15 protein-coding genes are annotated in these 18,720 nt (G+C 38.6%); 4 read left to right on the forward strand and 11 right to left on the reverse strand.

The features are described 5' to 3' along the window. Positions 1–1,167, reverse strand: coding sequence for an acyl-CoA dehydrogenase family protein (locus tag V514_RS0105785; RefSeq protein ID WP_029498917.1), 1,167 nt, complete (start codon positions 1,165–1,167; stop codon positions 1–3). A 156-nt stretch (positions 1,168–1,323) separates the two neighbouring features. Here V514_RS0105785 and V514_RS18845 point away from each other — a divergent pair, with 156 nt between their 5' ends. Next, positions 1,324–3,381 (forward strand): sigma-54-dependent Fis family transcriptional regulator, encoded by a 2,058-nt coding sequence (locus V514_RS18845; protein ID WP_029498919.1) that lies wholly within the window; start codon positions 1,324–1,326, stop codon positions 3,379–3,381. Between the two features lie 19 nt (positions 3,382–3,400). Here V514_RS18845 and V514_RS0105795 read toward each other — a convergent pair whose 3' ends face one another. From V514_RS0105795 to V514_RS0105820, 6 genes are all read right to left on the reverse strand, one after another. Beyond that, complete coding sequence (locus V514_RS0105795) at positions 3,401–3,601, reverse strand: hypothetical protein (RefSeq protein ID WP_029498920.1); 201 nt, start codon at positions 3,599–3,601, stop codon at positions 3,401–3,403. Positions 3,602–3,743: 142 nt separating this feature from the next. Continuing rightward, the gene (locus V514_RS0105800) at positions 3,744–4,001 is read right to left on the reverse strand and encodes a hypothetical protein (RefSeq protein WP_029498921.1); all 258 of its coding nucleotides are present in this window, start codon (positions 3,999–4,001) and stop codon (positions 3,744–3,746) included. 64 nt (positions 4,002–4,065) lie between these two features. Then, the gene (locus tag V514_RS0105805; protein ID WP_029498923.1) at positions 4,066–4,809 is read right to left on the reverse strand and encodes a tyrosine-protein phosphatase; all 744 of its coding nucleotides are present in this window, start codon (positions 4,807–4,809) and stop codon (positions 4,066–4,068) included. 67 nt (positions 4,810–4,876) lie between these two features. Next, positions 4,877–5,269 carry a response regulator gene (locus V514_RS18850; RefSeq protein ID WP_029498924.1) on the reverse strand — a complete coding sequence of 131 codons (393 nt, stop codon included), beginning with the start codon at positions 5,267–5,269 and terminating at the stop codon, positions 4,877–4,879. Positions 5,270–5,580: 311 nt separating this feature from the next. Continuing rightward, positions 5,581–10,224 carry a metallophosphoesterase gene (locus V514_RS18855; protein ID WP_029498926.1) on the reverse strand — a complete coding sequence of 1,548 codons (4,644 nt, stop codon included), beginning with the start codon at positions 10,222–10,224 and terminating at the stop codon, positions 5,581–5,583. A gap of 127 nt (positions 10,225–10,351) precedes the next feature. After that, positions 10,352–11,713, reverse strand: coding sequence for an aminotransferase-like domain-containing protein (locus V514_RS0105820; RefSeq protein ID WP_029498927.1), 1,362 nt, complete (start codon positions 11,711–11,713; stop codon positions 10,352–10,354). Between the two features lie 97 nt (positions 11,714–11,810). On the opposite strand from V514_RS0105820, the gene V514_RS0105825 reads away from it, so the two are divergent. Then, complete coding sequence (locus V514_RS0105825; RefSeq protein ID WP_029498928.1) at positions 11,811–12,425, forward strand: LysE/ArgO family amino acid transporter; 615 nt, start codon at positions 11,811–11,813, stop codon at positions 12,423–12,425. 101 nt (positions 12,426–12,526) lie between these two features. On the opposite strand, the gene V514_RS0105830 is transcribed toward V514_RS0105825, so the two are convergent. The 3 genes from V514_RS0105830 to gnd all read right to left on the reverse strand — a co-directional run bounded on the left by V514_RS0105830 (position 12,527) and on the right by gnd (position 15,207). Further along, positions 12,527–13,267: an arylamine N-acetyltransferase family protein gene (locus tag V514_RS0105830; RefSeq protein WP_029498931.1), complete on the reverse strand. Its 741-nt coding sequence runs from the start codon at positions 13,265–13,267 to the stop codon at positions 12,527–12,529. Positions 13,268–13,346: 79 nt separating this feature from the next. Beyond that, on the reverse strand, positions 13,347–14,129 hold the full coding sequence (locus V514_RS19670) for a transglutaminase domain-containing protein (RefSeq protein WP_029498932.1): 783 nt from the start codon (positions 14,127–14,129) through the stop codon (positions 13,347–13,349). A 181-nt stretch (positions 14,130–14,310) separates the two neighbouring features. Beyond that, positions 14,311–15,207 carry a phosphogluconate dehydrogenase (NAD(+)-dependent, decarboxylating) gene (gene gnd / locus V514_RS0105840; protein ID WP_029498933.1) on the reverse strand — a complete coding sequence of 299 codons (897 nt, stop codon included), beginning with the start codon at positions 15,205–15,207 and terminating at the stop codon, positions 14,311–14,313. 137 nt (positions 15,208–15,344) lie between these two features. On the opposite strand from gnd, the gene V514_RS0105845 reads away from it, so the two are divergent. Then, positions 15,345–16,190, forward strand: a complete 846-nt coding sequence (locus tag V514_RS0105845) for a MurR/RpiR family transcriptional regulator (protein WP_029498934.1) — start codon at positions 15,345–15,347, stop codon at positions 16,188–16,190. A 75-nt stretch (positions 16,191–16,265) separates the two neighbouring features. Here the strand turns inward: V514_RS0105845 and V514_RS0105850 are convergent, their stop codons facing one another. After that, on the reverse strand, positions 16,266–17,606 hold the full coding sequence (locus V514_RS0105850; protein WP_029498935.1) for a GntT/GntP/DsdX family permease: 1,341 nt from the start codon (positions 17,604–17,606) through the stop codon (positions 16,266–16,268). Between the two features lie 279 nt (positions 17,607–17,885). Between V514_RS0105850 and V514_RS0105855 the strand changes: the two genes are divergently transcribed. Next, the gene (locus V514_RS0105855) at positions 17,886–18,683 is read left to right on the forward strand and encodes an alpha/beta hydrolase (protein ID WP_029498936.1); all 798 of its coding nucleotides are present in this window, start codon (positions 17,886–17,888) and stop codon (positions 18,681–18,683) included. Positions 18,684–18,720: the final 37 nt, after the last annotated feature.

Here is an 18,720-nt window from a genome sequence, read left to right on the forward strand (position 1 = left end):
CTACTTCCCTAAAATATCATTGGCAATAATTTGTTTCATAATTTCGGACGTCCCGCCGTAAATACGCTGTACGCGAGCATCAACAAATGCGCGCGCAATCGGGTATTCGGTCATATAACCGTAGCCACCAAATAATTGTAGACAGCCATCAATCACTTCGCCTTGCGTTTCAGAGCAAGTTAACTTCGCCATACTTGCGGTTGCGGTATCAAGCGCTTCTTGTTCAATCAATGTCATACACTCATCGACAAATGCACGATGCATACGTACTTTCGTTTGCATTTCAGCAATTTTAAAGCGCGTATTTTGGAAATCACTAATTTTTTGTTTGAAAGCTTCGCGCTCTTGCACATAACGAATTGTTTGCTCGAGTGCACCTTCCATCGCACCTTGTGCACACACAGCTAACGTTAAGCGCTCGCGTGGCAATTCATTCATTAACACCGCAAAGCCTTTGTTTTTGTCACCTAAAATATGCGATGCCGGTAGCACGACATCATCGAAAAACAACTCTGACGTGTCGCATGAATGTAAGCCAATTTTCTTTAAGTTTTTCCCGCGCTCAAATCCTGTAACTGTTGGATCGTCTAAAATAAACAGCGACGTCCCTTTTGACGCTTTCACCGACGTATCTGTTAATGCCGCCAACACAATAAAATCGCCTAGTTGACCATTGGTAATAAATGTTTTCGAGCCGCTAATACGATACGAATCCGTTGCCGCGTCATAGCTTGCGGTTGTTTTAATGCCTTGTAAATCGCTACCAGCGCCTGGTTCAGTCATCGCAATCGCGCCAACTAACTCACCAGATGCTAATTTCGGTAAATAATGCTGTTTTTGCTCCTCTGTTCCAGAGCCTAATACATAGTGTGCGACAATATTGGAATGTACCGATAAGTTAATCGCAATCGCCGTATACCCTAAACGCGTTAGCTCATCGATTACGAGTGATGAATAACGATACGATACGCCTGTCCCACCATACTCTTCAGGAACATCAATGCATAATAACCCTTCTTCACCTAACTTCGTCCACAATTCTCGCGGTACACTGCCAGCTTCTTCCCATTCTTCGTAATAAGGGGCAATATATTTATCTGCAAAACCTTGAATAGATTTGCGGAATAATAGTAAATCATCATCTTCTTGACGTCGTTTTGTTACCATAATCAATCACTCCTTTTCTCTTGTACTGTATATGTAGCAAGAATCGTGCCAACGAAATGATGGCACTTTGCCTAGAAAAGTGTTCACTTTCGAGCACATTTTTGTAAAGTTGTTCACTTTTCTGTACAATATTGTAAAGACGATGGAGGTGTACATATGCTGATTCGAGAATTTATGGTAGAAGATTTTCCATGTTTAACAGAAACGACAACATTGCAACAAGCCATTCATTATTTTTTAGAAGCACCTGCTAATATGTTGCCAGTCGTTTCTGAGCATCGGGAGCTTGTTGGCATTATGACGCGTAACCGGTTATTACGCGCAATCAATGAAGGGTCATCACTAGCTGAGCCGATCGCCTCATTTATCAAACGTGATGTCGTGTATTTAGAAGATGATGCGACGATTGAAGAGGCAAAAGAGGCGTTGATGTCAAACAACGTTGGCCATGCACCGATTTTAAATGCGGCGTATCAGCCTGTTGGTTTATTGTCAACGGCACAAATTTTTACAGCGTACGATCATTTATATGAGCGCTTAGAAAATCAATGGCAACTCGTTATTGAACATTTGCCATTTGCACTTGCGACATTTGATTTACATAAAACGATTTTGTCGCAAAATGGCAATGCGAAAAAATTATATAAACAATTGAGTGAGGCGGAGCGACAAGCTATATTTGCAATTACCGATGATATGCTTGAGGAGGAACTTGCGCCAATTCGTCAAAAATTGACGTTGCCATCGCGTACACTCTTAGTACAATGCTTTCCGTTAAAACGAAAAAAACAGCATGTCGGTATGGTCATTATCGTTGAAGATTGGACAAATTTAGAGACGTTAACGAATGAATTAAAATTATCGCGGGAATGGCAAGCAAAATTACAATCAACCATGTCGCTAGCCTACGATGCGCTTATTTTAACAAATGAACAAGGGCAGATTACGATGGTCAACAATGGTTGTTGTGAGCTATTTCATACCGAACAGCAACAATTGTTACAACAACCGATTCGCGCGCTATTACCTGACCTTGATTTTGCGGGCGTTTTTGATAAAGGATTGCATTATGTCAATACACCTGCGACGATTCAAGGGATGCAATGCCTCGTTACGTTAATGCCGCTTGAGTCACAACACGAAACACTTGGCATTATTTGCAAAATCACTTATCGCGGGTTAAAACAACTACAAGGTGCATTAAAACGCGTTACCGAACTTGAAAAACAAGTAACAAAATATGAAAGTGAAATTCAATCAATCAAAGGGACAAAATATTCATTTGCGAGTATCGCAGGAACATCACAAGCGATTACGCGTGCAATAACGGAAGCAACCGCAGCAGCAAAAAGTCGCTCAACGGTGCTCTTGCGTGGTGAGAGTGGGACCGGGAAGGAACTGTTTGCGCATGGGATTCACGTGGCATCTGCGCAAACAGGTCATTTTGTCGAAGTTAACTGTGCGGCGATACCAAAAGAATTAATGGAATCAGAATTTTTCGGCTATGAAGACGGTGCTTTTACTGGTGCAAAACGTGGTGGGCAAAAGGGGAAATTTGAAATTGCGCAAAATGGCACGCTTTTTTTAGATGAAATTGGGGATATGTCGCTTGATTTACAAGCTAAGCTACTACGTGTACTACAAGAAAAAGAATTTTCTCCTGTAGGAAGCGCAAAAAAAATTATCGTCCAAACAAAAATTATCGCCGCAACGAATCGCGATTTAGAGCGCATGATTGTAGACGGTACATTTCGCCAAGATCTCTATTATCGTTTAAATATTATGCAAATCCATATCCCGCCGCTTCGTGAGCGTTTAGATGATGTTCCAGCTATTGTCGAAGCCATTTTAAAAAGTTTAACGGCAGAAGGCTTTTACATACAAGGAATTATGCAAAATGCGTTGTCTTCGTTAATGCAATATACATGGCCAGGCAATGTACGCGAACTGCATAATGTATTAGAGCGCGCCGCTAATTTGGCGATTGATGGCTGGATTACGCGCGATACCTTGCCAGCACTTGGGGAAATGCCTAGAGCAATTAGTGAAAAACCTGCCGCCGTCGAATCGATGGCTACTATTTTAGCGGATAAGGAGCGGCAATTGATTGTGGAAGCGCTCGCTCGTAATGGTGGTAATAAATCGAAAACATGTAAAGAACTTGGCTATAGCCGAACGTGGCTGTACAATAAAATGCAAGAATATCAACTTTAAAAAAAGCGACCTATTAGCCTTAGGTCGCTTTTTTCGTTGAATACGCTGATTGAGAAGATGTCGCTGACTTATCTTCTTTATGATACTGAATCGATGAATGTTTTAAATAGTTCATCGCACGTTCTAAATCTTTTGCTTGTTGACGTTGATAAAGCCACATAAATAAAAGTGGGAAAATAGCAAAAATGACTACCCCTGCAATCATAATTGTTACGGTCATTTAAATCTCCTCCTTCTGTCAGACAATCATTTATGTTTAAATTTCCTCTTTTTCATCAAAAATAAACTAAAATGTTAAAATATTTTGACTTTTTGTGAAGGAATTAAAAAAAGACTACGCTATTGCGTAATCTTTTTAAACGTTATAGTTCTGCTAAAATCATCATGATAGCCGTTCCTACGATAATTAATAGTGTCATGGCCTTCCACGGTTTGAAGCGTTGTTGCCCAAATAAATAGGGAAGAGAAAATAAGCCAATCAATGCGCCAAACATCAGCGCACCAATAAAGTGAATGACCCAATTTAGTGGTGCTAATAACTCTGTCATAACCGGCACCCATAACCATGTTGTCACTCCCCAGACAACAAGTGTCACCACGCCGATAATTAGTTGTTTCATCGTCATTCTCCTTACGTATGTCATTAAAAAGCCTCTAAGTCTATTATACTTAGAGGAAAGCGCTTTATTTCGTGTAAAAGTGTCGAATATCGGAAATTTGTGCCATATCAAGCTGATGTTCTGCTAAAAAGTACGCTTCGTATGTACCGTAGCGCGTTTTTAAGGCTTCAAAAACACTCGTTAAAAACAGTGGATCACATCCAGCTAACGCTTTTAATGTCGGATGGTCGCCTAAATGACTCATCGCAAATGTATACCAATGCGGCGGATGCTGTGCAATATAAGCATTCGTACGCAAATATTCTTCCATAATCTCCGCTTCGTCAACACCAAGCAATAAATAAATCAGTGCCGCTCCCACGCCAGTGCGATCTTTACCTGCTGAGCAGTGATGTAGCAGCGGGACTTGCTTCGTTGCTACTTTTTGAATTAATACGCGGTACACCTCGTTATCAAATGGCAGTTCCGCATAAAAGTCAGCAAATAGCGCTGGTGAAATTTTATCTAACACCGCTTGATTTGAAAAAACTTGTTCCATTGACATGCTTTTCATCGCGTCGCTCGTATTTTGTCTAGCAGGAATACGAATCATCGTTGCGTTTTTGATAGTTGGTGACGGCTGTTTTTCCGCTTCGATGTCGTCGCGGTAATCAATAATCGTTGTTAAATGAAGTTCTTCTAACGTCACGATATCTTGTGGTGTAGCATCTGCTAATGCCCCGCATCGAAATAATAACCCTTCTTTTACAACATGCCCATCTAGCGTTGGCAAACCACCCATATCTCGAAAATTTGATAATTGTTCCATATTCAACACCTCCTATGTCATTTATGCCATAAGTCCCCGTTAAATGCAAAAAAAGACTAACAAAGTGTTAGCCTTTTTGATTATATAATTCTGTAAAGCCTTCTAATAGTCGTTTTTCAAAGCGTGTTGTTTGCTCTTGTAACAACATTTGATATGTTCGTAATATCGAATCATCTGCAGTGGATAATGTTGTAGCTGATGCAGACAGTAAAATAATTTCTGCCTGTGGATCTTTTTGACGAATTTCTTCTGCAAGTGCGATACCAGCGCCATTTTTTAAGTCTATATTAATATAATAGACTTCCGCGCAGCGAGTCGTTAAAAACTGTTGTACAGATGTATGTTTTCTTGTCGTTAAAACAAATTCAACATTCCACTCATATGTTTTCGCGAGGCGTTCTAATGAATTATGTACAAAATTAATAGTTGAGTAGTTGTCGTCACAAATAACGATACGCATGTTAAATTCCTCCTACGTAACCTTCTAGCATGAATTAATAATAGCACAAAGATGTCTTTTATTCCGCACAAAAAATCACTTGATTATTATAAATAATATAAAAAGATTAAAAAAATTTACAAAAACGGACTTTTGAACCTATAAAAAACGTAAAAATTCATAAAAAAAGAGACTAGGACATACGTGCAACAACACCCTCTCAGATGAGCATAAGAAAAACCGGAATCGCGCTGTGGCGCGGTTCCGGTTTTTTGTTGCGAATTCTAAAAAAGGAACAGGAACTGTTTTGTCCCAGTCTCTTTTTAAACGTCTTAGTTAATGCGGATCGAACGTACATTAGAATAATCGCTATAATAATTTTTGCCATTTTCCGTACGATAACTGCGCACTTTATACGTGTAAGTATTGCCTTTTTTAACGGTTTTATCAGTAAATTTCACCGTTGCAGCGTCCACAGTTGTTAGACGCTTAAATGTGCCACCATTACTTGAACGATAAATAGTATATTTTTGTGCGCCACTTACTTTTTTATAACTTCCTGATACAGATAAGCCTTTTTTCGTAAGTGCCGATAGTGATGATGTTGCGGTACGTGGTTTCACCGTTAATACAGGCGAGAATTCCCCTTTTAGCGCAATGCCTTTCACATCCGTTATTGCACGCACTTTGTAGTAATAATTTGTACCCGTCGTTACTTTTTTATCAGTAACTGTTGTCGCCGTTGTTGTGGCCATTTTTTCATAGTCGCCATTTTTCGTTAATGAACGGTACACTTCGTATTTCGTTGCGTCAGCTGTTACATCCCAACTTAATTTCACGCTGTTGTATGTTGTCGTTGCTTTTTTCCATACTGGTTGCATTGGTGCTGTAGTAAATTTCGCATATAATGTCGTATCTTCAGCAAAGCTCTCGTTGCGACTTACACGCGTCGTAAATGTGGCATCTTTATATAAACCTTCTAATACGGCATCGTCTTGTTTTGGCAATGGGATTTCATAACCCGACTCGGCTTTTTGACTCGCAATCGTTTGCCCATCTGCAGTTTTAATCGTAATGTTTTTCGCATAATCGATGTCATCTGCAGTTGTCCCTGTTTTAAATTTCCAGATAGGTGAACGTTTTTCGCCACCGAATTCATCGGTTGCTTTCACATACCAGCTATAATTTTCATTCGATTGCAAACCTTTCCAGCGTGCTTGAACCGTTTCGCCATCTGTTACATCATATAATTTCGCGATATTTTCATTTGTATAGACATTAAAATGAATCGCATCGGTTGCAACCATTTTTTCAGTTGGCGCGATATCGATATCCATTTCAAACTGGTCTTTTTCAGGATAATCTTCTGGATCGTAATAATTGTATTTATTTAGATAAGGTGAATACGTTTCAACGTTGATTTTATTACTAATTGGATTCACTTTTAACATACGTAGGAAGCCTTGACCACCTTCTGCCCCGCTTTGGTAATCCATTAATAATTGATGTACTTTACGATCCGTGCGTCCATCTCCGTTATCATCAATCGAGCTAATTAATGATTCCGCATCAGATAAGTGCCCAGACAGTACAGCAAGAACATTTTTATTCGGTTTTACAACGTTATCAAATAAATAATCGCCGGTATCTGTACGTTGCCCGTCCGTATCTAAATATTCATGGAAGTTTAAAATCGCTTTGCGTTCTGGGTATTTTTTCAAGACGCTATTCATCCAAGCCACTTCTTCTTCGCCAATTTCCCAGCCCATATACATCATGATGTAGCTAGTTCCTTTTTCGCTAATTAAATCATAGTGGCCGCGGTTATTTTTATATGAACCACCGTAATATGGTTTAGTCGCAAAACGAGACTCGCCAAAGTACTTACTATAATTTGTATAGTCCGATTCTTTTTGCGTCACGCTCATAACATCATGGTTCCCTGCTAATACGCCATAAGGAACGCCCGCCGTATCAAGTGTTTGCATCGCTGTATCCGCGACTTTCCATTGTTTTGCACTGTCATATGTGTCAACTAAGTCACCTGTATGGAAAACGTATTTAATATTCATTGGTGTTGCTTCTTTCGCAACCCAAGATGTCATACGTTTGTAAATATCTGGATAGCTCTTTGAGTAGTATTGCGTATCGGTCATCCAGACAAATGAATAATCAAATTGGTTTGTGCTTGCGATTTCGTCTTGTACCATAACTTGTACTTCATTGTAGCGTGTATATTGTGAACCTTTGACAAATGTATTCAATGTGAAGTTTTTCGTATCTTCGGCAACTTTCCATGTTTTTGCTTCCCACTTTGCTGTATCGTAGTTCCACACATACATCGTCACTTTACGTCCAACAAGCGATTTTCCTTCCCATTTCACTTCAATTTCATCATCCGGTGTTATCGAAGAATCTAACTGTAGTTTGAAGCGGTGATATGGGAATTTTTCTTTACTTTGCGTTGTCACATAGTTACCATCTACCGCTGCAAGTGCTTCTTTGTCGTGTACTGCGACTTCGCCAAGAGGTGCAAGTTCATTTGGCGGTTCTTTATCGGCATTGTTTTCAACAACGGTTAATGCTTGGTCTGTTGCTTTGTATGAATAGCCACGGTTGAACGCGATATTGACATTATCGTGCGTCGGATCACTAACACTTACTTTTAATAATGGCGAGGTCGTATCTGTCGTACCATTTGCTGTCGGCCCTACTAATTTCGGTTCATACGGCATTTCTTCTTGCGTTTGGAATTTTACCGTTTTCTTCGCTGTATTACCTAAGCGGTCTGTCGCTTGAAACACGAGCACATGCTCACCAGCTGTTAATGTAGCACTTGATGTATCGTATGGTAAGTCAATTGGCTCACCATCTAATGTAGCTGTCACACCATCTGTGGCATTAGCATCTTTTACTTCGGCATTGATTGTAAATGCACCTTTGTACGTTTCTTTATTAATAACCGAACTATTAATTACCGGCGCCGTATTATCAACAATTATGTTTGCTGTTTTTGTTGATTTGCCGTTTTTTGAAACAATGGTATGTTCACCATCTTTTAATGTTGTTGTATCTAGTTTATACGTTTTCGCATTGTATGCTTTTTCTGGAATTTCAAAAATAGGTTCGATAAATGCTGGTGAATCGCCGGCATCGCCAATTTCGATAATTTTTGTTGGATCCTGATAGTTTTTCGGATACAACGTCGTACCATCGCTTAACACAAGACGAAGGTTGCGCACGAGTACATCATTTAAATTAGCATCTGATGTATCAAATGCCGATTCTTTTGAGCCTGCACGAACTTGTAGCGTACGGTCTGTGCCTTTTGTGAAATATTTTGATTCGACAGGAACGGTAATGGCTGTGAAATCATCGTAGCGGTCGTCAAATGTTTTCAGTACGGTCTTCCCAATCGTTACAGCATTTTTATAATAATTGGCCGTTTTATTTGCTTCAAACGCAAAATAGGCACCTGCTGGCAACTCATAGGTCATATGCTCCGTAACATCTTTCCCATCAACAGTCATTGTCGAAGCTGTTGGTTTTTTTGAATGCATCGCTTTTAAATTTACAGTATCGGTTAAAAGCGTGCCGTTTTCGACATTCATTTGTAGCCCTGAAACTTTTTCGTTACCTAAAATTTCAATTGCACGTGGTGATGTTTTAGTCATCTTGTTACCATCTGATGCTTCTACATAATATTTAAATAATGAGTGCCCAATTAAATCTGCACGTGGAATAATCGCGTGATATAGTCCATCCGTTCCTTTTTTCATATTTAATGAACGATAATCAGCATCGCCATTACGTTTATAATAAAATGTACCGGTTTTAACATCTGTATCTGCACGCAATTCAAATGCTAAGTGGGCATCCTCTTCTGTTGAGAAGTTTTCCGCTTCGGTATTGTCATAAATAATTGGTGGATAATATGATTGTGCTAATGTAACAGCTTGTGTTGGTACTTGGAAACCTTCAACTAACCCTGGCGTACCTGCTGCTTCTTTTGCTGAAATAATACGCATTCTTTTTTTGCCATCAATTGGATAGGCATAAACAATCGATTGATTTAGTCCGACATCAAGCTTTTTCTCATCTTGATTGTAATAAGCCGTTGAAATATCGGTACGTGTATTTGTCGCTATTGCCACACCACGGTAAGAAGAGTTTGTTAAACCGCTTCCCTCGATACGCACAAGTTGTTTGCCCTCTTCAAGTGCTGTTGAATAATGTGCGTTAAAATCTTGAACACTTAATTGGCGGTTGCCATCGTTCGTAACCCAAAAGACCATTGCTTTACCAGGCTCTAAATTTAAATCGCCTTTATTTTGTACAGGCCAAATCAAATCCCCTTTAGCTCCTTTTGAAGGATAGCGGTATTGGATATTATAATCTTTTAAATTAATCGTACTTGTTGAGTTGTTGTACACTTCAATATATTCGTAGGCTTCTGTAGTTCCGACTTTTGATGTACGAGCCATCACTTCAGTAATGAGAAGCGGCGGTACTTTTTCTGCGTTATACTCAGGTTGGTTTTCATAAATCGTATATTCTTCTGAGTATTCCGAATCCCCATTTACAAGTGCTGTCATATAATACGTAATATTTTGCCCTTGTCGTAATTCAGGTGTTAAGACAACTTCATAAGCCTCATTCACTTGTTTCATTTCAAGTTGCTTCCACTCAGTATCTAATTCCGTATGATAATTTAGTACAACGTTCGAGACATTTGACGAGTTAAATGTCGTAGAAATCGTTAAATCTTGTAGTGGTCCTTTACTTTCAGCTGGTGTATGTATAAAAGAAGATGTGCTATTTGGTAAAGCACTATTCGTTTTCAATACAGTTGATAAATTCATTACGTTAAATGGGATTCCTTGTGGCGGTGTCTCCGCTTGTCCCTCTGTTGCAATTAATGTTGCAGACGCAACAACAGCTGAAGCTGCTAGCATATTTTTTACTATTTTCTTCAATGATAAACCTCCTATTGTCACAAATCATTTCTATTATAAAGGAAAAGTCGTATGAATTCCCTTATTTTTACCAAAATAATATTAAAATTAGTGTGAAATAAGAAATATTTTTTATGAGACGATAAAATTAGTGTGTAATAATCGCCTTTAATTTTCCTAAGCTAACCGTTATTTGAGCGATTGAAGCATACGCATAACTTACGCGTATATGATGACGATTGTGCGGATTATAAATGAATCCTGGATTAATTAAAATACCTTCAGAAGCTAAATGTTCGAACAATTGCTCTGTTACAATTGGTTGTTTGAAGCGTAACCAAATATAAAATCCTCCGTGCGGTGTTTGCCATGTCGACAATGTTGAAAATTCACGTTGAAGAAACTCGACAATCTGCTGTGCACGATATTGCAATTGTTGACGTAGTTGCTTGATGTGCGCGTCATAAGCCCCATTTTGTAAAAGCTCGTATGCAATTAACTGTGAAATGGCACTAGAACCATAGTCCGTTTGCATCTTCACATCACTCATACGTGCGATAACCTCACGTGGTCCAACTACCCAGCCGATGCGTAATCCCGGACTCACCGTTTTTGAGAAACTGTTTAAATAAATAATTTGATTTGCTTGATCCATCGCCTTTAATGGAGGCAGCGTATCATGAAATAGCAGTTCACCATAAACATCATCCTCAATGATTGGTAATTTAGCTGCAGCACATTTTGCTAAAACACGTTGGCGTTGCGCTAAATTCCAAACAGTTCCTGTCGGATTATTTAACGTTGGAATGGCGTATAGCGCCTCAACATTGTTTAATTCGCGTAAAATATCTTGTTGTACGAGATGAATGCCAAACGATTGAAATGTTTCAATTGATTGTAAATAGCTACTCTCTGCACACTGTACATAATCCCCACGTTTTAATAGCGCCATCGCATATAGCTGCAGGGCTTGTAATGTTCCCGATACAATCATAATTTCATCGACCGTTACATGAATGCCTTTCTTTTTTAAGCGTTCAACTAATAATTGGCGTAACTTCACATCTCCTTGAGGTGAAGAATATCCGAGCGAGGATGCCGGAATTGTTAGCATTTTTAATGCTTGTGAAACAGCTTCGTGTGCTAATAATTCAGGTGCCAACTCACCGGTACCTAAGCGAGTCATTTGCGGTTGTTGCTCTAGTTCATTAATCCGTTGAATGACACGTTTATTTGGCAAATGGAAGCTTTGCTGAATATACATTGGCCAGTTCGGCGTTTTTTGTTGGACAATTTCCCACGCTGCATTGGTCACAAAAACACCCGCTCCTGCTTTGGCACATACTAATTCTTGTTCAGCCAATTCAGAAAGTGCTTGTTGAACAGTACTACGATTAATATTGAACATTTCAGCTAATATGCGTTGCGCTGGGAGTTTAGCTCCATTTGTAAGACCCCCCTGTTCAATTTCAGTTATTACCCATTTTTTTAAAATTTCTGTTTTTTTCATTTCTTCCTCCGCATAAATTGGGTGGATAAGAACCATCCAATTGGTTGTATGTTTTTAGTTATAACATGGTTATTCTTAAATAGAAAGGAGCGTTTGTATGTCGATATTTTTTCATGGGTTTTTCTTAGCTTTAGGTCTTATTTTGCCATTGGGTGTCCAAAATATTTTTATTTTCAATCAAGGTGCTTTGCAGCGAACATGGTTTCAAGCTTTACCGAGTGCTATTACTGCTGCTTGCTGTGACACTTTACTAATTATAAGTGCTGTTTACGGTGTATCATTTCTTGTTAATGATTATGAAATTTTAAAAACGAGTATTATGGGTATTGGGATTATTTTTTTAGTTTATATGGGGTCGACAATTTGGCGCGCTAGCACCGTCACAAAAGATGGTGGCAAGCCTTATTCATTTAAAAAACAACTCATTTTTACGATGTCTGTGTCGCTGCTTAATCCACACGCCTTATTAGATACAGTCGGTGTGATTGGTACAAGTTCACTTATGTATAGTGGTTTTGAAAAATTTCTTTTTGCGATTTCTTGTGTCGTTGTGTCATGGTGTTGGTTTGTCATGTTGGCGATTGGTGGTAGCTTGTTAAAGCACTTGTCTGTTGCGCAATCATTGATGGTATTAATTAATAAATTTTCAGCAATTTTTATATGGTGTACGGCAATTTATCTTGTTTTAAAGCTCTTAAGTGATGTATTTTAAGAGCTTTTTTGTTTTTAATATATAGACTAGCGAGATTTGTTTATTTAATTAAAAAATAAAAAAAGAGAGACTACTTATTAACAGTCTCTCTTTTTTTATCATTATTGATAAAAATACGTCTTTTTTGCTACTGCTTTTTCTTTATCCGTTAAGGTTGCCACTGTTTTTTCGCCATCTTTCATAATCGTTAAATCATTGCCAGATAACGTAATCGTGCCATTGTCAGTACATTTCGTTAACAACGGACGTTTATTAAAGGCTGAATCTTCACTTTGTTCAATAATTTGCTGTGAAACTCGCAACGCTGGCCATTCAATCGGCTGCGTATCAAAGCGATAAGCGCATATAAATTGTCCATCGCGGTAACGTCGCTTCATATACAACTCGTTCCCTACTACGCGGTAATCGCCATTTGTTGACGACACCGTAGTGCCATCTAATGGTACAGCTACTAAGGGAACGTTGTTGCCAAATCCTGCATCAATTAAATAACGCTCGCCGTGATCTTCTAGCAACAGTAATGTATGCGTATACCCTGTCTTAGAAAATTTTTCATTCATCGCATCATAAATGACCGCAGAAATCAATTGAATCTGGAGCCCATTTTCGATTAACACAGCCGCTAACAATGGATTAATTTCATAACATAGTCCACCTCGTTGCTGCTGCAAAATTTTTGTTGCCGTTCTTTCTAGTGATAATGGTTGCGATGTACCTTCGATAATATCTATATTTTCGAATGGGATATAAGCCGCTACATATCTTAATAATAGTGGGAGATGTTTGATATCTACTTGTGTTCCGTCTAGCCTTATACGTGCTAAAAATGACTCCGTTAACATGTTATCACCTGCTTTGTTAGTGTCTATTCAGTATACCGCAAATAAAAAAGTCGAGCGCTAAATCCGCTCGACTTCATGTTTATTTTGCTGCATATGTTTTTAGTGCTTTCGGAAAAGCACTTACATTCCATTGATGATTTTTCGCTAATTTCGCATCGCTCACTAAGAAATAACGATAGCTAATTTTCGATGAATCATCCCATGTCGTATCTAAATTGTACCATTTGCCGTTTAACTTTACTTTATTCCATGCGTGATTTTCGCCACCAGCAAAGCCTGTTACATAATGTACATCAATGCCCAACTCTTTTAATAAATAATAAGTTGTCATCGCATACCCTTGGCATACAGCACGTCCGTCATATATCACGCCATAGATTGAATAACGATCCGCTTCACGGCTATCATATTTTGTTTGTCCTACTACATAATTATGGACGTTTTTAATTTGTTTATATTGTGAATCCGGATATTTTTTCTTAATTTTTTTCGCGACACGCTCAATTTTATCGAGTGCTTTCGCTTGTTTTGCTTTACTTGTAAAATACGACACGTTGAATGTTGCTTCGCCACCATTTTTACTTTTATATGATGTAACCGTGTAATGGTTTACAATCGAATCGATTTCTGGATTCTTCGCAAGAGCATTCGGAATTATTTGATTCACATAACTCGAAAACTCATTGCCATTGCCTGTATATTTTACTGTAAAGGTTTTATCCAATTTCAATAAATGACCTTCGACGCTCGTTTTTAGTTCCTTCATCGTCGATGGTGATTTCGCACGCACCGACGTTAACTCGACTGTACCTGCAATCAATAAACTTAAACAACTAACAACAATTATCACTAGACGTTTCATATTCTCTTGCGTAATGCCTCTTTTCTATAGTTTACGCTTTTATTTTAAAGTAAAATTATAATAAAAAGGACAAAATACGCAAAACTAATGGTTAAAATGATGTTTTTTTGTCATTTTAATGTTTAAACGACGATTTAACGATAGAAAAAGAACCCACCTCAGCGAGTTCTTTTTCCATATATTATTTACGTTCAACGGCGTGGCCACCAAATTCATTGCGAAGTGCTGCCACAACTTTCCCTGTAAATGTGTCATCCTCCTGTGAGCGATAGCGCATCATTAGCGATAAAGCAGTTACTGGGACAGCAGTACCTAGCTCAAGTGCCGTTTCGACTGTCCATTTCCCTTCACCAGAAGAATACATGACACCTTTAATCATTTCTAGTTTTGGATCTTTCGAAAATGCATTTTCTGTTAGTTCCATTAACCATGAACGGATAACCGAACCATTATTGAAAACATGCGCTACTTTTTCATAATCATAGTCATAGGCTGATTTTTCAAGTACTTCAAAGCCCTCTGCAATTGCCGCCATCATACCATACTCGATGCCGTTGTGAATCATTTTTAAGAAGTGCCCCGATCCCGCTTCTCCTGTGTATAAATAGCCACCTTCGACACAAATATCCGCGATGAATGGCTCGATTGTCGCAAAGGCTGCTGCATCGCCACCAATCATCATACATGCTCCGTTACGCGCACCTGATGTCCCACCCGATGTCCCAACATCGATGAAATGAATTCCTTGTTGTTTTAACTCATCTGCAAATGCAATCGCTTCTTTGTAATGTGAGTTTCCGCCATCAATTAAAATATCGCCTTCTTGCAATAAACTTTTTAATGCCGTAATCGTTTGTACGGTAATATCGCCTGCTGGGACCATTAACCATACAACGCGTGGTGCTTCAAGTGACGCTACTAAATCTTCTAATGATGCTTTATACGTGCCACCAACTGCTGTAAATTTTTCGCCTGCTTGTTGATTAACGTCAAAGGCTGTCACCGTATGGTTGTGATCCATTAAGTTTTCTGCTAAATTAAAGCCCATTTTTCCAAGGCCGACTAAACCAATATTCATAAGGCATGCTCCTTTTTAATCGTTATTTTCTTTTATTATACCGAATTTTTTTTCTTTTTTAAACTATTAATAAGAAATATTTTTTCTAAAGTTGATTATGCTATAATAAATTTACTTTCATATAAAGGAGTTTTCGTATGACGCAAAACACATTACGCAAAATTCAATCCATGTATCCGCGTTTAAGCGACAAAGAGAAAAAAATTGCTGACTTCGTGTTAGAAAACCCAGATCATATTATTCAAAACACAATCAACGGTGTTGCTGAGCAGCTAAATGTCGCCGATGCTACCGTTTTCCGCTTCTGTAAGCGTCTTGGATTCAAAGGTTATCAAGCGATGAAAATTGCGTTAGCACAAGAAGCTATTGCCCCATTGAAGCAAATTCATGAAGAGATTCAAGAGGGTGACTCCGAAGAGACAATCACATCCAAAATTTTTAAATCTAATATTCAAACGCTTGAAAATACCGAAAATATTTTAGAGGCAGAGTCCCTTGAATCAGCAGTAGACCTTCTACATAACGCCTCTGAAGTTTATTTCTTTGGTACAGGTGGCTCGATGATTATCGCGATGGATGCCTACCATAAGTTTGTGCGTACCGGTGTAAAATGTTATTCGTTTATCGATTCACACTTCCAACTGATGGCTGCTAGTCAGATGAAACCTACTGACGTAGCCGTTATCGTATCGCATTCAGGAAAAAATCGTGATACGCTCAATATCGCGCGCGTTGTACATGAGTCTGGTGCAAAAATTATCGCGATTACTGGCTTCCCGAAATCCAACTTAGCACAGCTCGCTGAAGTCTCACTCTTTACAAGCTCTGAAGAAACAGAATACCGTTCAGAAGCATTATCAAGCCGCATTGCACAGCTTAGCTTAATCGATGCGCTTTATGTCAACATTATGGTGTTGCGTAAAGATACGTCTACTGAAGCAATGAAAAAAGTACGCCACGCCATCTTAAATACGCGAATTTAGGGAAAGAATGTAAGCGTTTTAGCTTGACGTAGAAAAAAAGGTCGGAACAACGAACAATGTTCCGGCCTTTTCTCGTTAAACAAACGCATTTACGATTAATGCAAGAATAAATGCGGAGAATGATAAAATCGTTTCAAGTGCTGTCCACGTTTTAAAGGTTTCCTTAATTGACAACCCTAAATACTCTTTCACCATCCAGAATCCTGCATCATTGACATGTGAAAACATTAATGACCCCGCACCAGTTACGATAACTAGCAATTCTTTGTTAACGCCAGTCATATGCTCAATAATTGGCGCCACAATCCCTGCAGCTGTTGTTAATGCTACCGTTGCTGAACCTGTCGCAATACGAATCAACCCAGCGATAACGAACGCCAAGACAAGCGGTGATAAATCAAAATTTTGTGCTAAATTCCCGATTGTTGCGCCGACGCCAGAATCGATTAAAATTTGTTTAAAACCACCGCCAGCACCGATAATTAAAGCAATCGAACCAACCGGCATAATGCAATCTTCGGTGAATTCCTTCATTTGTTTTTTCGTAATACCTAAGCGGTGACCTAAGAAATAATACGCTGCAAATACCGAAATTAATAAGGCAATTAACGGACTACCAATAAACGCAAAAACATGTTCCGTCCCTTTACTTGCACCAATTAAATCGGTTAAATAACCAGCCATTGTACCAAATACCATTAAAATAACCGGCAATAAAATAATAAAGAACGATATGCCTGTTGATGGCATTTGTGATTCGTCTTTCTGTTCAATAACAATCGTTTTAGGTTCGCCCTCTGGTTTAACGCGTTTGCTAATAAATTTAGCAAATAGCGGGCCACCTAAAAGCCCTGCTGGAATGGCGATAATTAAGGAGTACAACAATACTTTCCCCATATCGGCGCCGTAAATGCCAATGGCCGCGACTGCACCGGGATGAGGTGGCACTAAACCATGTACGATTGATAATCCAGCAATCGCTGGTAAACCAATTAATAATAAATTTTTCTTAGAAGCTTTTGCAATCGAAATAATTAATGGTAATAAAATTAAAATTCCGACTTCAAAAAATACCGGAATCCCGATAATAAAACCTGATAAAAACATCGCCCATGGCAAACGTTTCTCACCAAATACTTTAATAAAGAAATTGGCAATGCGTAACCCAGCACCTGATTCAGCAAGCATTTTGCCTAAGATCGTACCTAATGCGATAATACCAATCAAGTGACCAAGTGTTCCGCCAACACCTGTTTCATAGGCAGCTACAATTTCATCAAAGGACATACCTGAGAAAATAGCTAAAAATAAACTAGCGACAAGTAAGCTAATAAACGCATGCCATTTAAAAACCGAAACGCCGACAATAACAATAACGATTGCTAATAATGTAATAAACAATAAATAAGCGTCCAATTACTTCATCCCCTTTGGAATATTAAGTTTTAAAAATGTAAGCATTTTCATTAACGTTATTATACGAAAAAATATTTCTTTTTTCAATAAAACTAAATAAAAAAAATTTATCATATATCGGTAATTCACGAAAAAAATTCGTTACATACGTAACATTTCTCGTATTCTTCTTTATTTTTTCCTATTCATAAACTATTTTTTCATATTGTTCCATAACAAGATTTTACTCAATTCTAAAAAAACGGTATGATAAGAGTAACCGAATAAGGAGTGATAAATATGACGGCACTAGCACAACATTCAGAATCATTCGAATATGTAGGCAACCATGTTGGTATTTTAGTATTACATGGCTTTGCTTGTACGACGCAATCAGTTCAACCATGGGCAGATGGCTTTGCTAAACGAGGTTATACGGTAAAAATGCCTGTGTTGGCTGGACATGGTACAACTTCAGAAGATTTATATCATACGACGATTGAGCAACTCGTTCATAGTGCTACAGCGGCGCTTGAATGGTTACAAGAGCGCACAGAATATCAAATCATTTGTGGCTTTGATTTTGGTGGTACCATTGCACAACACCTCGCGCAACAATATCATATCGATGGTTTATTATTATTGAATACGGCCTATCAACTACCTGATAAAATGTTAGATGACGTAGAAGAAGTTATTCAAACGAGCGACACATACGGCCCGATTGGTACCGCAGATATTAAAAATACGCGCGCAACCGTTTATCGTTATGATAAATATCCTGTGGCGTTAGCGCGTGAAATGATTACGTTCACAAAAGATGTTGCGGCGCAATCAAATCGTATTCAAGCGCCACTCCTTGTGATGCATTCAGTCGATGATCACGTCTTACCACCGCAAACGATCGATCACTTAATTACGACTGCTTCATCGAAAGAAAAGCATTTAATTATGCTCCAAGATAGCTATCACTATGCGTTGATTGATTACGATGCACAACGTATCGTTGAACAATCTTTATACTTTGTCAAAGGTATCGACCCCGACCGTTACGTGCAACAAGTAGAAGAAAAACGGAAGAAAAAACGTCGACGCTAAACAAAAAGAGGACTCGCTTTTTTGCGAGTCCTCTTTT

Source organism: Kurthia huakuii LAM0618 (genome assembly GCF_000505545.1).
Lineage (GTDB): Bacteria > Bacillota > Bacilli > Bacillales_A > Planococcaceae > Kurthia > Kurthia huakuii.